This window comes from Sorangium sp. KYC3313, assembly GCF_052075895.1.
GTDB lineage: Bacteria > Myxococcota_A > Polyangia > Polyangiales > Polyangiaceae > Sorangium > Sorangium cellulosum_B.
Map to the genome: position 1 here is coordinate 11,081,015 of NZ_CP197255.1, position 13,920 is coordinate 11,094,934.

11 protein-coding genes are annotated in these 13,920 nt (G+C 68.4%); 3 read left to right on the forward strand and 8 right to left on the reverse strand.

Annotated elements, in window-relative coordinates; genetic code table 11:
• Positions 1-17 precede the first annotated feature (17 nt).
• From ACSRUE_RS42165 to ACSRUE_RS42185, 5 genes are all read right to left on the reverse strand, one after another.
• Positions 18-1,331: an MFS transporter gene (locus tag ACSRUE_RS42165; RefSeq protein ID WP_441288492.1), complete on the reverse strand. Its 1,314-nt coding sequence runs from the start codon at positions 1,329-1,331 to the stop codon at positions 18-20.
• Between the two features lie 31 nt (positions 1,332-1,362).
• Entirely contained in the window at positions 1,363-2,493 is a 1,131-nt protein-coding gene (locus tag ACSRUE_RS42170) for a mannitol dehydrogenase family protein (RefSeq protein ID WP_441288493.1), read from the reverse strand.
• Positions 2,494-2,510: 17 nt separating this feature from the next.
• Positions 2,511-2,639, reverse strand: coding sequence for a hypothetical protein (locus ACSRUE_RS42175; protein WP_441288494.1), 129 nt, complete (start codon positions 2,637-2,639; stop codon positions 2,511-2,513).
• 38 nt (positions 2,640-2,677) lie between these two features.
• Positions 2,678-3,691 carry a zinc-binding alcohol dehydrogenase family protein gene (locus ACSRUE_RS42180; RefSeq protein WP_441288495.1) on the reverse strand — a complete coding sequence of 338 codons (1,014 nt, stop codon included), beginning with the start codon at positions 3,689-3,691 and terminating at the stop codon, positions 2,678-2,680.
• A gap of 195 nt (positions 3,692-3,886) precedes the next feature.
• Positions 3,887-4,918, reverse strand: coding sequence for an amidohydrolase family protein (locus ACSRUE_RS42185; RefSeq protein WP_441288496.1), 1,032 nt, complete (start codon positions 4,916-4,918; stop codon positions 3,887-3,889).
• A gap of 903 nt (positions 4,919-5,821) precedes the next feature.
• On the opposite strand from ACSRUE_RS42185, the gene ACSRUE_RS42190 reads away from it, so the two are divergent.
• From ACSRUE_RS42190 to ACSRUE_RS42200, 3 genes are all read left to right on the forward strand, one after another.
• Entirely contained in the window at positions 5,822-6,910 is a 1,089-nt protein-coding gene (locus ACSRUE_RS42190; RefSeq protein ID WP_441288497.1) for a PfkB family carbohydrate kinase, read from the forward strand.
• On the forward strand, positions 6,907-7,578 hold the full coding sequence (locus ACSRUE_RS42195) for a bifunctional 4-hydroxy-2-oxoglutarate aldolase/2-dehydro-3-deoxy-phosphogluconate aldolase (protein WP_441288498.1): 672 nt from the start codon (positions 6,907-6,909) through the stop codon (positions 7,576-7,578). The genes ACSRUE_RS42190 and ACSRUE_RS42195 overlap by 4 nt, the downstream gene beginning before the upstream one ends.
• Before the next feature lie 76 nt (positions 7,579-7,654).
• Positions 7,655-8,272, forward strand: coding sequence for a YncE family protein (locus tag ACSRUE_RS42200; RefSeq protein ID WP_441288499.1), 618 nt, complete (start codon positions 7,655-7,657; stop codon positions 8,270-8,272).
• Positions 8,273-8,335: 63 nt separating this feature from the next.
• Here ACSRUE_RS42200 and ACSRUE_RS42205 read toward each other — a convergent pair whose 3' ends face one another.
• The 3 genes from ACSRUE_RS42205 to ACSRUE_RS42215 form a co-directional block, all read right to left on the reverse strand.
• Positions 8,336-10,765, reverse strand: a complete 2,430-nt coding sequence (locus ACSRUE_RS42205) for an FG-GAP repeat domain-containing protein (RefSeq protein ID WP_441288500.1) — start codon at positions 10,763-10,765, stop codon at positions 8,336-8,338.
• Positions 10,766-10,812: 47 nt separating this feature from the next.
• Entirely contained in the window at positions 10,813-12,111 is a 1,299-nt protein-coding gene (locus ACSRUE_RS42210; RefSeq protein WP_441288501.1) for a hypothetical protein, read from the reverse strand.
• Positions 12,112-12,250: 139 nt separating this feature from the next.
• Positions 12,251-13,903: a bifunctional metallophosphatase/5'-nucleotidase gene (locus ACSRUE_RS42215; protein ID WP_441288502.1), complete on the reverse strand. Its 1,653-nt coding sequence runs from the start codon at positions 13,901-13,903 to the stop codon at positions 12,251-12,253.
• Positions 13,904-13,920: the final 17 nt, after the last annotated feature.

A 13,920-nucleotide genomic window follows, 5' to 3' on the forward strand; every position in this document is an offset into this window, starting at 1 on the left:
GGACCGGATGGACGACCTCATCCTGCGCTGGTAGGCGAACTATCTCGGTCAATATCCAGGCTGGGGTACCTCGCGGCAACCGGCGCCGACCTGGCCTGGAGCGGCTCGATCTTGCCGACGATGACGAGGTAGCTGAACGCGCCGAGCAGGCAGAAGCCGCCCGCAACGACGAGCGGGATCGTGAACGATCCTTTGGTCAGCGAGAGCATCACGCCGGTGAACGTCGTGATGACGATGCCGGCCAGGTTCGACGCAAAGTTCTGGATGCCGCTGATCGAAGCCACATGGCGCGGCGTGGGCGCGACGTCGCCGGGAAGGGACCAGACGCTGGCGCCGGCGAACGCGAGGCTCGCGTACGAAATGCCGAAGAAGGCGAGCATCAGATAGATGTTGGAGGTCAACGCCGACAGCGTGATCGCCGACGACACCAGCATGCCGCCGACCATGCAGGTCTTGCGTGCGGCGGTGAGGCTCCAGCCACGGCGATAGAGCGCGTCGGAGACGAAACCGCCGATCCAGCCGCCCGGAATCGCCATCAGCGCGGGGATCATGCCGAGCGTGCCGAGCGACTTGAGCGAGAAGCCGCGCGTTTGCACGAGGTAGCTCGGGAACCACGTGATGAAGAAGTAGTTGGTGAAGTTGAGGCAGAAGAAGCCGAGCATCATGCCCCAGAGCGTGCGGTGGCGGAAGAGCGACGCCCACGTCACGTTGTTCTGCGCGTCCTCGGCGGGCGCTGCGTGGACGACGTCCTGCTCGCCCGTCATGTCGCCATGTGCGGGGCTCCGGTAGATGACGACCCAGCCGAGGATCCACACCGCGCCGAACAGGCCCGTGATGATGAAGGCCGCCTTCCATCCGAGCGAGTCGATGATGAGCGCGACGAGGGGAATCGACAGCGCCGAGCCGACGCGCGCACCGCTGTCGAAGATGCCCGTCGCGAGCGCGCGCTCGCGCGGCTTGAACCACTGGCTCACGAGCTTGGCGCAGGCCGGGTAGGCGCCGGCCTCGCCCACGCCGAGCAGCAACCGGTAGCCGAACATGGCCGCGACGCTCGACGCGCCGGCGGTCGCCGCGGTGAAGAGCGACCACCAGCCGACGGCGATCGGCAGCGCGATGCGCGCGCCCACACGGTCGACGAACCAGCCGAACGGCATCTGCATGAGCGCGTAGGTCCAGAAGAAGCCGCTCATGATGAACCCCATCTGGGCGGGGCCGATGCCGAGCTCCTTCTCGATCTGGGGCGCCGCGACCGCCAGATTGGCGCGATCGATGTAGTTGACGGCGACGGCGAGAAAGCACAGGAAGAGCACGACCCAACGCATCTTTCTCATCTGCATGTCTCCTTCGGGCAGCCTCACCTGCTCATGCGGGCACGGCCGTGCAAAGAGCCGCGTGCAGCCGGGGCTGATCGAGGTTCAGGCCGAGCCCGCGCGCGAGCTCGATCACGGGCCCGAAGCGGCGTCGCTTCTTCTCGCCATGGTTGCGCGCGATATCGGAGAGCCGGTGATCGAGGAATGGGTTCTGGAAGCGCTGGCGCACCTCGTCGAGGTAGGCGCGCGCGGCAGCACCCTTGCCGAGCGCATCGAAGACGGGCACCACCTCGTCGCGCCAGAGCGCCTCGAGATCGGCGCGCAAGGCCGGATCGCGCATCGCGCGCAGCGTGTTCTCGTCCGCGGGGCGCCCGTCCAACCGCCAGCGCTCGGCGAGGTAGGTGTGCCCGAGGTTCAGCAACAGCAGCTTCAAGCGTTCGTAATGGAGCAGGTCGTCCGTCACGATCATCGCTTCATGCTGGCACGGCAGCACCATCCCCTCGCGCCGCTCGATCGCCCAGAGCGCGTAGGGCTCGGCAACCGCGCCGACGGGGCGGATCGGCTCCGAGACGATCCGGTCGACGAGCGAGTTCACCCAGATGCACGTGTGCTCGATGTAGCGCAGGAACGCGGCATCGGCGCCCCATTGGCGCGCGACGCCGGCGACGAGCGCACGCAGCGTGTCACCGTTGTTCGAGACGAGCTCGCAAGGCAGCAGCGTGAGCGGCGCGGCGCCCGCCTCGAAGCGTGCGCGCAGCAGGATGACGAGCTTCGCGGCGAACCCGCGCGGCACGCCCGCGCCGGGCGCGAGCAATGTCGCCGTGTCCTCGGGCAAGCAGACGTATCCGCTGTCGCTCGTGTTCGAGATCACGACGCGCGCATCCTTCGCGAAGCGCTCGCGCACGAGCGGCCAATCGGTGTTCGCATCGAGCGCTTCCGTGATCGAGCTGCATTCGATCGTCGTATCGACGACCTCTTCGCGGCGCAGCCCCCGAATCCGCACGGGGTGACGCCCCCGCGCGCGCAGCGCGTCGATGCGCGCGCGGCTTTCGGGGTTCGACGTGGTCTGCACCACGGTGATGGTCCCGAGCGCGCGGCCGGCGCCGAGCGCCTCCGAGATGAAGAGGTCCGCGTGAGCCTGCAGGAATCGGCTCGTGCCGAACTGAAGAATCGGATTGCCCATGTCGGTGCTCCGGCGGCTCAGCGGGCGCGTACCCACGCGAGGCTCGTGTGCGCGAGGCTCCCGCTCGCGCTCGGCGACACGGTCGACTCGGGATCGTGCTTCGAGAGCAGGCTCTTCATCCGCAGAAACTGATGGATCGTCTTCATCCGAAATCCCTTCCGTGAAGGCGCCGAATCGCGCACGCTCACGACATACCCACCATGATCTTGGAGGTTCGACCGGGGTGGGCAGCCCAGTCAGCGAGCGCCTCGGGCACGCCTTCGATGGGGATCGATTTCGAAATCAGGATGTTCGGGTCGAACGTGCGTCGCTCGAAGAAGGCGATCACGTCCGAGAACTCGTTCAGGCAGTTGCGCGAGCCGAGGATGTCGAGCTCCTTCATCACGAACAGCCTGGTCTCGTAGCTCACCGGCTCTTTGCCGTACCCGATGTACACGACTCGGCCGCAAAATTTCACCCAATCCACCGCATTGCGGTAAGTCGCGGTCGCGCCCACGGCTTCGATCACGACATCCGGCCCGTCGCCGTTCGTCAGGTCCATCACGCGCTGGCGTGCATCGGCGTTCCCGAGCACCGCCTCTCGCGCGCCGAGCGCCCGGGCGAGCGCGAACTTCTCGTCCTGCGTGTCGAGCGCGATCACGCGCGCGCCGCGGCTCACCGCGCCGGCGACGGCCCCGAGCCCCACGCCGCCGCAGCCCATCACCAGCACGGTCTCATCGGCCTCGACGCGCCCCCGCGCCGCCGCGTGAAAGCCTACCGAGAACGGCTCGACGAGCGCGAGCTCCGTGAGGCTCAACTTCCGTGACGTGAAGAGCTTCTGGTACGGCACGGCCACGAGCTCGGTCAGCGCGCCGTCGCGCTGTACGCCCATGGTCTTGTTGTCGCGGCAGGCGTTGCGCCGTCCCGCGCGGCACGAGGGACACCCGCCGCACGCCGTGTACGGCGTGAACGTGACGTCGGTACCGACGCGCCAGTCCGCCTCGACGCCCGAGCCGAGCTCCACGATCGTGCCGGCCACCTCGTGCCCCAGCACCCGAGGGTACGTCACCATCGGGTTCTTGCCCAAGAACGTGTTCAAGTCGGAACCGCACAAACCGACCCGCTGCACGCGGATCAACACCTCATCGTGCGCCGGTTTGGGCTCGCGGATCTGGCTCACCTGTGCAACCGACGGACCGGTGATCGTCAGGGCTTTCATGCTGTCATTGCCTCGCTGAGCGACTTCGTTCACTCGCGGCTTTCACGGCGCGCTCCGCAGCCGGGGCCGCTTCGTTCTGCTAAAGAACAGAGCGCCATGTCGAATGGCCGTAGCCGAAGCGGCGTGGCGTTGCTCTACGATCCGTGAGCGGGGCGGCAGGCGCCGCCTTCCCCGTGGCGCTCGGGACGCCGCTGTTCAGGGGTGACGCGCGTAGAACTTTTGCGCATTCTTGTACATGACCTTGTCACGTGCTTCCTGACCAAACTCCTTGAGGTAGAGCTCGGCGATCTCGATCTCCGAAGCGAGGCTGCCCCCCATATCGACCACGGGCCAGTTGCTGCCCCAGATCAGCCGGTCTTCGCCGAAGGCCTTCATCAGCACGTCGAAGTGCGCCTTGTACGCCGCGAGGTCGGTCGGCGCCTTCCAGGGATCGTCCTCGGTGGCGGCCGGGTTGTACATGTCGAAGAACGACGAGAACTTGATGTAGATGTTCGGGTGCCTGGCCAGCCGCTGCATCGCATCGACCCAAGCCGGATCCGGCGTCGGCCCCTTCGCGCCCGCCAGGTGATCGATGATGATACGGAGCTTGGGCACCGCGGTTGCGAGCGCCTCGACCCTGTCCTTCGGGTTCAGGGTGCCGCGGCTGATGATGTCGAGGGTCATGCCCTTGGCCGCGAGCTCCTCCAGCGAGGCGAGTTGCTTGGCGTCGAGCGCCAGCTTCGGGCTCCAGAGGAACCCGCGAATGCCGACCACGCGCGGGTCCGCGACGAGGCGCGCCAGATCGGCGCTGAAGCTCGGCGAGCCGATCTCGAGCTGCGCGACGAGGAACTTGAAGAAGTCGTTGCCCTTCGTCGTCTCGAGGACCTTGAAGTTGTCGTCGACGACGGGGCTGGCTTCGACGACGCCGGTGCCGATGATGCCATTCTGCTTCGCGATGGCTTCGTACTCCGGGGGCAACACGTCGCGGTAAATCGGCTTCTGCTTGGCTTCCGGCCAGACGACGCCGCCCGGACGCGTGACCTGGTAGAGATGGATGTGCGTGTCGAGGATCGGACCACGCTGCTTCGCCGGCACGGCCAGCGGGGCCGCCGCTTTGCTCGTGCCGCCCGCCGTCTCGGGTGGCGTCGCCGTGGCCGCGGAAGACGACGCACACGCCGCGAGCGGCGAGAGCGTCATCATCAGGCACAACTTGGCGAAACTCGCCGGAATACTCGTGAGTATTTTCATGGTGGAGTCTTTTTGGAGTCGGTGCCGAACGCGATCCCGATAGCGGAGGTGTCGCTGCGCATGACGACCCCCTCATGGCAAAGCAGAATAAGGAGGCCTCAATGTGAACGTTCACATCAGCGATGTCAACACCATTTCGCCATTGAGGCCAAGCTCGGACTCGGGTGGCGGGCAAGTCTCCTCCGGAGCGCCGCGGCAAGAGCGGCAGGCACCGGACCGCGGTTATGTTCGATGTAGATTCCAATTTCCAATCCGCTTGCCCCCGGTCAAGGGCCCATCTCGGTAGAGAGCACCTGGGATCACCGCTGTCGCGGGCGGGCTGGACGATTCGGTCCCGGTGGTCGCCGTCGGCCAACACGACGGCGCGGCGGCGGCGACCCGCCATCTCCTCGACCTTGGGTCATGGGCGCCGTGGCCGGCCGCCGCTGCGCGCCCATCGGGATCGAGGATGACCTCACGCCGATCCTTTTTCGTTGACACCCGCAATGTGAACGTTCACAATTTGTCTTGGGGTTTCTTTTCGCTCTCCCCCTGAGCAGGCCATCATACGCGGCGGCCCTTCGTCCCTGGGATCGGGATCGATCACCAACCCTGGAGAAGCGACGCTGGAGAACCGTTCGATAAGTTTTCCAGCATCGTCGCAGCGCTGCGCCGCACGCTGCCGGCTCGCTTGCCACGCGCACGGCGTGGGGCATCGGAGACTGTGTTGAACGCCTTGTCAAACAGCCCGCTAGTTCAATAACTCATCCATGCATCGAAGGGGCGGCGTTCACTCCACAGCCTGCGGGGCAGAGCTCGGTCGCCTCGACATCCTCGTGAACGACGCGGGGCGGATCCGCAGGTCGTCGGCCGCCCAGCACTCGGACGAGGACGGCGGCTGGATGAGTTGTCGAGGAGAAGAATATGCAGATTCGCAGTGCAAAGGGTTGCCAGTGGGACCAGGTGAGCCTCGGCGAGGTGATGCTGCGCCTCGACCCGGGTGAGCGCCGCGTCCACACGGCGCGGACGTTCGACGTCTGGGAGGGCGGGGGCGAGTACAACGTGGCGCGGGGGCTCCGGCGCTGCTTCGGGCTCCGCACCGCCATCGTCACGGCGCTCGCGGACAACGCCGTCGGGCGGCTCATCGAGGACCTGATGCTCCAGGGCGGGGTCGACACGTCCTTCCTGCGCTGGGTCGACTACGACGGCGTGGGCCGGGACGTGCGCAACGGCCTCAACTTCACCGAGCGCGGCTTCGGGCCCCGCGCCGCCGCCGGCTGCTCGGACCGCGGCCACAGCGCGGCGTCCAAGCTCAGGCCCGGCGACGTGCCGTGGAAGACCCTCTTCGGCGAGCGCGGCGCGCGCTGGTTCCACACCGGCGGTATCTTCTGCGCTCTCTCGGAGACCACGGCCGGCGTGGCGCACGAGGCCATGGAGGTCGCGCGCGCGCAGGACGTGCGGATCTCCTACGACCTCAACTACCGGCCCTCGCTGTGGAAGAACTTCGGCGGCCAGCGGCGAGCGCGCGAGGTCAATCGCGCCCTCATGCCGTACGTCGACTGCGTGTTCGGCAACGAGGAGGACTTCGTCGCGGGCCTCGGTTTCGAGGTGTCCGGCGTGGACAGCAGCTACAGCCAGCTCGACACGAGCGGCTTCCGCCGGATGATCTCCGAGGTCGTCGCGGCGTACCCCAACATCTCGGTGGTCGCCACGAGCCTCCGGACGGCCAAGACCGCCAGCGTGAACGGCTGGGGTGGCATCCTGTACTACGAGGGCGAGTTCCACGAGATCCCGCAGCGAGACATCGAGATCCTGGACCGCGTGGGCGGCGGCGACTCGTTCGCTTCGGGGATCATCTATGGCCTCTTGACCGAGCAGAGCCCGCAGTGGGCAATCGAGTGCGGCGTCGCGCACGGCGCGCTGGCGATGTCGACCCCGGGGGACACCTCGATGGCGTCGCTCGCCGAGGTGCGGAGGGCCATGAGCGGAGCCGGCGCGAGGATCGAGCGATGAACAGGGAGCAAATCGTCCGTCGCATCGAGGAGATCGGCATCGTCCCCGTCGTGCGCGCGCCGAGCGGAGAGCTCGCCGTGCGGGCCGCTCGCGCGCTGTGCGCGGGCGGCATCGAGGTCATCGAGATCACGATGACCGTCCCCGACGCCCTGTCCGTCATGCGCGAGATCGCCTCGCGGATGAGGGACCACGTCCTCGTCGGCGCGGGCACCGTGCTCACCGCGGACGCGGCCCGCAGGTGCATCGAGGCCGGCGCCGAGTTCATCGTGAGCCCGGGGCTCAACCTGGAGGTCATCCGCGTGGCGCACGATCTCGGGAAGGCGGTCTTCCCGGGGGCGCTCACGCCGACCGAGGTGATCACCGCGTGGAACGCCGGCGCCGACACGGTGAAGCTGTTCCCGTGCTCCGCGATGGGGGGCGCGAAGTACCTGCGCGCCCTGCGCGCGCCGCTCCCGGAGGTGAAGATGATGCCGACCGGCGGGGTCAACCTGACGACAGCCAGGGATTTCATCGAGGCCGGCGCCGTGGCGCTCGGGGTCGGCGGCGAGCTCGTGGACGCCGCGGCGCTCGCGGCGGGCAAGGACGAGGTCCTCACGGAGCGCGCGCGCGAGTTCATGTCCGTGGTCAGCGCCGCACGTGCAGAGCTCGAGAACAGCGCGCGGACGTAGAGAGCAGCTCCGGCGGGCGGTGCTCGGCAGCTCACCATCGACAAGGCGTTCCTGGCGTGCCCGCGCGCTGGCGCGCTTGCCCGACTCCCCCGAGGACATGGTGCTCGCGGACGACGCGCTCTGGGTGCTGCTCTGGAGCAAGGGGAGCTCGGCGGACTCCTCGGTCGTGCGGATCGATCCGGCCACGGGAGCTCAACGCCGCTCGCCCGCGCTCGGCCGGGACGCCTTCGCGCTCGCCGTCGGGCACGGCCGGATCTGGGTGGCGCACGGCGACGGAGACGTGAGCGTCGTCGACCAGACCTCGCTTGAGCCGCGCGACGATCTCCACATCGGCGACCTCCACCAGCACATCGCCGCCGGCCCGGGCGCGGTGTTCACGGATGTGCGCTCCGGGGTCGTCCGTCTGGATCCGGCGAGCGGCAGAGCCACGCACGAGGTCGCGCTCGGCGAGCCCGTCTCCGTGCTCCTCCAGACGGGAGACGAGGTCATCGCCGTGGGCCAATCTGGTCGCACGTGGCTGCTCGACCCGGAGGACCTGACCCTCCGCGCGAGCCTCGCCGCCCCCGAGGGCGTGAGGTCGCCGCGCGCCGCAATGCGATACGGAGAGACGCTGCTCCTCACCGAGTTCGACGACGCTGGCGCAGCAGGGAACGCGGACGGCCGCCTGCTCATCCTGCGATCTTCGCCTCGCTGACGCCGAGCCGAACGTCTGCACAGGCGCGCGGCGACGACGGCGACCACGCTGCCCTGAGATGGCCTAATGAGAGATATTGACGAAGACGTTCACGCTCCCGTCCTGCTGGACCGGGGTGGAGACGACGAGCACGTCCGGCCTCTGGTCGGCGTTCACGTCTCCGATCGCGAGCGCCCTGGTGAAGACGCTCTGGTACATGAGCGCGGAGTCGAACGTGCCGTCGCCCTTGCCGCGAAACACACCCACCGTCCCACCGCCGCCGAGCGCGACGAAGATATCGGGCCGCGTATCGGAGTCGAAATCCGCCGTGCTGAGCGCTGTCTCGAGGGGGAGGTAGACCGGCATGGTGATGGGCGCGCCGAACATCCCCCGTGGCTGGCCAGGTAGGACGCCGACGACGCTCGCGCTACCCACCGTCGCGAAAGCCATATCGAGCACGCCGTCGCCCGTGAAATCGGCGGGCGCGACGGTCCACGCGGAGCTGCCCACCGGGAGGCTCGTGGCCGCCTCGAACGTGCCGTCTCCGTTGCCAATGAGGAGCCGAATGTCATCGCTGTCGTAGTTCGCCGTCACCAGATCCGTCTTCTCGTCTCCATTGAAATCGCGAGCCGCCACATCCAGGATGTTCATCCCCGCGGGATACGCGATCGGCGGCAGGAACCCGCCAGCCCTGTCATTGAGGAGCACGCGCACGTTGTCGAAGGTGGTCGCTGCGATATCGGCGGCGCCGTCTCCATTCATGTCGGCGAGCGCGATCTTCCTCCCGCCCTCGTGGAGCACCACGGGGCCGAACGAGCCTGCGCCGTCGCCGAGGAGCACGCCGACCTTTCCCGCCGCGTCGGTGCCGAACACGACGTCGAGGTGCCCGTCGCCGTTCACGTCCCACGCGACGACCTGCTCCGGATCCACGCCGCCGGCAGGCAGGGTCACGGGCATATCGAACGCGCCGCTCCCTCTTCCGGCAAAGAGCGAGAGCGACTGGCCACCGGCATACGCGACGACCACGTCGGCCTTGCCGTCTTCATTCCAATCGCCGAGCGCCGCGCCGCTCGCGCCCTTGCCCCCGAGGAGCGCCGGAGCAGCGTGGAACGTGCCATCTCCGCGACCTCGCGCGACAAGGAGGCCGCTCGTCGACATGACGAGATCCGCGTTGCCGTCCCCGTCGAGATCTCCTGACCGGACGCGCGAGCCACGTTGTCCAGTGAAATAGGTCACCCGCGGCTCGAGCCCCCCGAGCCCGTCCCCCCGGAAGACGCTGAGCATCGAGTCGTCCGTGCTCTCCACCGCGATGTCTTGTCTTCCGTCGCTGTCCCAGTCGCCGATGACGACGCCGCTCGGCGCGAGGCCGGCCGGGACGCGCCTGGTCGCCGAGAGCGCGCCCGACGGGCTACCCATCAAGAGGGTCATTCCCTTCGTATCCACGGCAGCGATATCGGGGTTGCCGTCGGCGTCGAGGTCGCCGACCGCCAGATCTGCCGCGCTGCCGACCGGCACGCCGTCTCGCGCGGCGATCGTGGTCTTCGTCACGGGGCCGAACGCGCCGCCGGCCTGACCGAAGCGCACGCTGACGACCGGCGTGGAGATCTCTGTGTCGAAACCGACGATGTCGCGCACGCCGTCGCTATCGAGGTCGGCCAGCGTGATGAAGCGACAGTTCGTGGTCCCGGTGAGCGTGCTCGACGTCGTGAACGCGCCCGCGCCATCCCCCGCCAGGATCGTGATGCTATTGCCATTGCGGCTCGCCACGACGTCGAGCTTCCCATCACCGTTCACGTCGGCGAGGACGGGCGAGACGTAGTCCGCCCCCGGGCTCGAGATCGGGGCCTGGAACGTGCCATCGCCGTTGCCGAGCAGGACGCGGACGCCGGCGTCGGCGCTCAGGAGCGTGACGACCAGATCCTGGTTCAGGTCGCCGTTCACGTCGCCCACGGCGACGTCATGCGCGCCATTCACGACGTGCTCTGTCCGAGGAAGAAACCCACCCTTGCCATCGGCGAGGAGCACCGAGACCCTGTTCGCGCTGCGTAGCGCCAGCGCGCCGTCGGCACGTCCATCGCCATTGAGGTCCGCGAGCGCGAATGGGGTGCCTACATAGCTCGATCCGGTCGCATAGAACCTGACGACATCAAAATCGATCGTCTCCGCGGCCTGAGGCGCGCCCCCACCTGCTCCGCCTGCGCCATCTTGGCCGCCGCTCCCGCCCGTGCCGCCGGCGCCGCCGCTCCCGCCCGTGCCGCCGGCGCCGCCGCTCCCAGCCGTGCCGCCGGCGCCGCCGCTCCCGCCCGTGCTGCCGACGCCGCCTGTGCCGCCCACGCCGCCCGTGCCGCCGGCTCCGTCGCTCCCGCCCGTGCCGCCGACGCCGCCCGCCTCACCTTGACCGCCGAGCCCCCCGGCGCCCCCCTGACCCACGGGCTGATCGGACGGAACGTCCCCACACGCATAGCTGCAGAAGATGACGAACGCCGATGCCAGAACTCCGCCATGTGTACGCATTTGGACATCACCTTGCAATGAGCCGCGATTGGGAAGAGCTAGCCGACTCAGCGCGCAGCGGTCAGCCGCTTGGCAGGCGGGGTTGTCGCCCTCGCATAGAGGCTATCGAGGAACAGGGTCATCGAGAGGTACAGCTGCGCACCAGGGCTGTGGAACAGGGAACGGCGCTGTCCGTCCTCCCCCAGGCTGGGCGCGGTGTTGTCGTAGCCGAGCTCGAACCATGCGATGTCCTCGGCCGGGTAGCTCAGCGACACCTCGAACGTGGTGCTGGTCGTTGCCGACGAGCCGCGCGACTCCACGGGTACGCACGTCAGCACGGTCTGAACACAGCCTTCGTCGGACGGCACATCACGGAATCGGGCCACGAGCCCCCACGTGTTGCCGAGCGATAGATCGCCCCAGAGGTTGACCCAGAAGCTCATCCGCATGGACAGCTGATCGCGCAGCAGAAAGTCCCCCGAGAGCCGATCGTCGAGCTGCACCTCGCCCGACGGGGACGTACGAGGTCTGACGGGATCGCCGTTCGCGGGCGTGGTGGCCTGCGAGAACAGGTGCTCCCATACGCCGCCGGCCGAGAAGAAGACGCCGTTCAACCACTGTTCATCGAGCAGGGGGAGGTTCGCGAGCACACCGAGCCCGAGCCGCGTGCGCGCGTAGACTCCGGTGTACCGGCTCGCCGGCGACGTCGGGAGCGCGACGCCGAGCCGAGGCCCGGCGAGCAGGGCGAGGCCCTTGTCGTCTTGAAAGATCGTGTAGGTGTACGCGGCCTGGAGGGGAAGGTCCGCCAGGGTGACGGAGTCCTCTCCGGGGACATCGCCGTCTGACAGGGGCACGTTCAGGGCGATGTCGGTGCCCACCCAGGCCCAGTGTTCCTTCGTGCTCACGAACGAGTAGCGGGGAACGAGCGAGAACGTCATGCCGGCGTACTCGCCGTCGTCGCTGTAAGGCCCGCCGTCGAGGCCGAAGACGCTGGTGGTGGCGCTGGTGGTCCAGCCGAACCGGCTCGTGCGAAGCGCGTTGTCGCGCGCGCCGAGGTGGAACAGCGGCGCCCCGCCCCGGAGCCCCTGCGCCCGGCCCGGCCCCTGCGCCACAGGCGCCGGCTCTTCCGGGAGAGGATCGGCCGCCGGTTGCGCGAGCGCCTCGCCCCGGCAACAGACGAGCGCAGCGGCGAGCAAGCTCGCGCTGAGCGCTGCCCTTGCGACGCGACTGGACGGATCCCCCGGCATCCCGGCCAAAGCATACCCCCGCGTCCGCGAGATTGGAACGGGTCGCTCGGCCGTTCGCTGCTCGTCCACCACGGTGAACGACGCCCCGTCGAAACAGCCGCCGAACGACGGCATGTTCACGCAGGCTGGTGTGTGAACGCGGCCCCCGCGATCCGCGCTCGGGGCGCACCTCCTGCCGGCTCGTAGACCTACGGTCGGGAGCTGGTCAGAATCGTGACGACGAACGCGCCTCCAGCACGCCCCCGACAGGTCCGATCGTTCATCTCTGCTTGCCCGCTGGCGCCGGCCTCTCGTCGAGCTTCCTCTCGAGCGGCCCCGCTTCCGCGCTCTTCTTCTTTTCGATCCACGCGATCACCGGATCTCGCCACGACACCCCCGTCCCCACGGGCTTCGGATCTCGCGCCGCGAAGACGGCGCCGTCTCCGCCCCCGTACATGAAGTCGGTGATGATGACCGTGTAGCGCTTCTTCGGATCCATCGGCTTGCCGCCCACCGACCAGCTTCCGTTCGGCGCTCTCCTCGCGCCGGAGATGATGAACGACGTCGCCTCGAGGTCCTTCGCGAGCGACGCGCCGTCGACAGACACCTTCACCAGGCGGTTGTCGAACGGGAGCACGCTCCAGATGGTCGCGTGCGAGATCGGCCCCCGCGGAATGGTCTGTCGCACGCCACCTCGGTTCATGATCGCCACATCGCCGCCCAGCTCGTGGAGCCAGGCGTCGCTCACGATCTTGCCGACGGCCTCCTCCGGGCCGATCCCTCCCTCCGAATAGCCGATCACCTTCCCGAGCGCGCTGTCGACCTTCGTTCTCCACGCCGTGACGAGCCGCGCGAGCGGAGGATCCGCCGGGGCTTGCGGATCGGCGGCCACGTCGACGATGGAATGGCTGATCGTGACGACGCGAGCCCGCGGGGGATTGTCGGGGTTGATGGTGATGGCGACGCGGGCGTACTGGTGCAGGCGCCAGCCGGGGGAGACGACGGGCGTGTCGCCCGCGCGCGCGTCGATCTTCCTGTGGCAATGGCCCCCTCCGACGAACGCGAGCTGCCACTCCGGGTGTCTCGCCACGATGGGCACGAGATCGTCAGGGCACTCGTGCGCGGTCACGACGACGACGTCGGCTGCTCCCCTCTCCCGCGCTTCACGGATCGCGCTGTCGAGCGAGGCCTCGGTGGGCTCGAACGTGATCCCTCGAAAGCGCTCGGCCATCGCGGCCTTCAGCGTGTCTGCTGCAGCGAGCCCCACGACGCCGATCTTCACGCCCTTGCGCTCGAAGACCTCGTAACGCCGGATGGCGAGCTCGCCCGCGAGCTTCGCGTCGTCGATCTTCACGTTCGCCGCGAGGTAATGCAACCGGGCGAGGTCACGGAGCTTCGAAAATTGAGGCACGCCGAAGTCGAACTCGTGATTGCCGAACGCCGATGCGGCATAACCCATGCGACCCATCGCGCTCGCCATGGACACGCCGTTGAAATACGTCGAGATGGCGGGGCCGGTGAAATTGTCGCCGCCCGAGAGGAGGAGCGTGCGCGGCGAGGTGCAATCCTCGGGCGCGGCGGGCGTGAGCGCCCCTGCCGCCTCGATGCCCGCGGGAACAGGCCCTGGGCAGTGCCCTTCATACTTCACGAGCCTCCCGAGCAGCTCGGCCGCGCCTCCGCGGCTCACGCCGCCCTCGGACAAACCCTCCATCCAGCCGTGTTCATCCGTCGTGTAGAGCAGCGTGACGGTGACGTCGCCTCGCGGCTTCACGGCGAGCGGAGGCGCCTCGCTCGCGGGGTCCGCTGCGCCCGCCTCCGCCGGGGCGCCCGGGGGCTTCAGCGGTGCTCCAGGGCCCCCCTGAGGCTGGGCAGGGCCGCAAGCGAGAGGAAACAGGACGGTGCACGAGCCGAAGAGCAGGGCCAACGGGCGCATGGTCGAGCACGATAGTC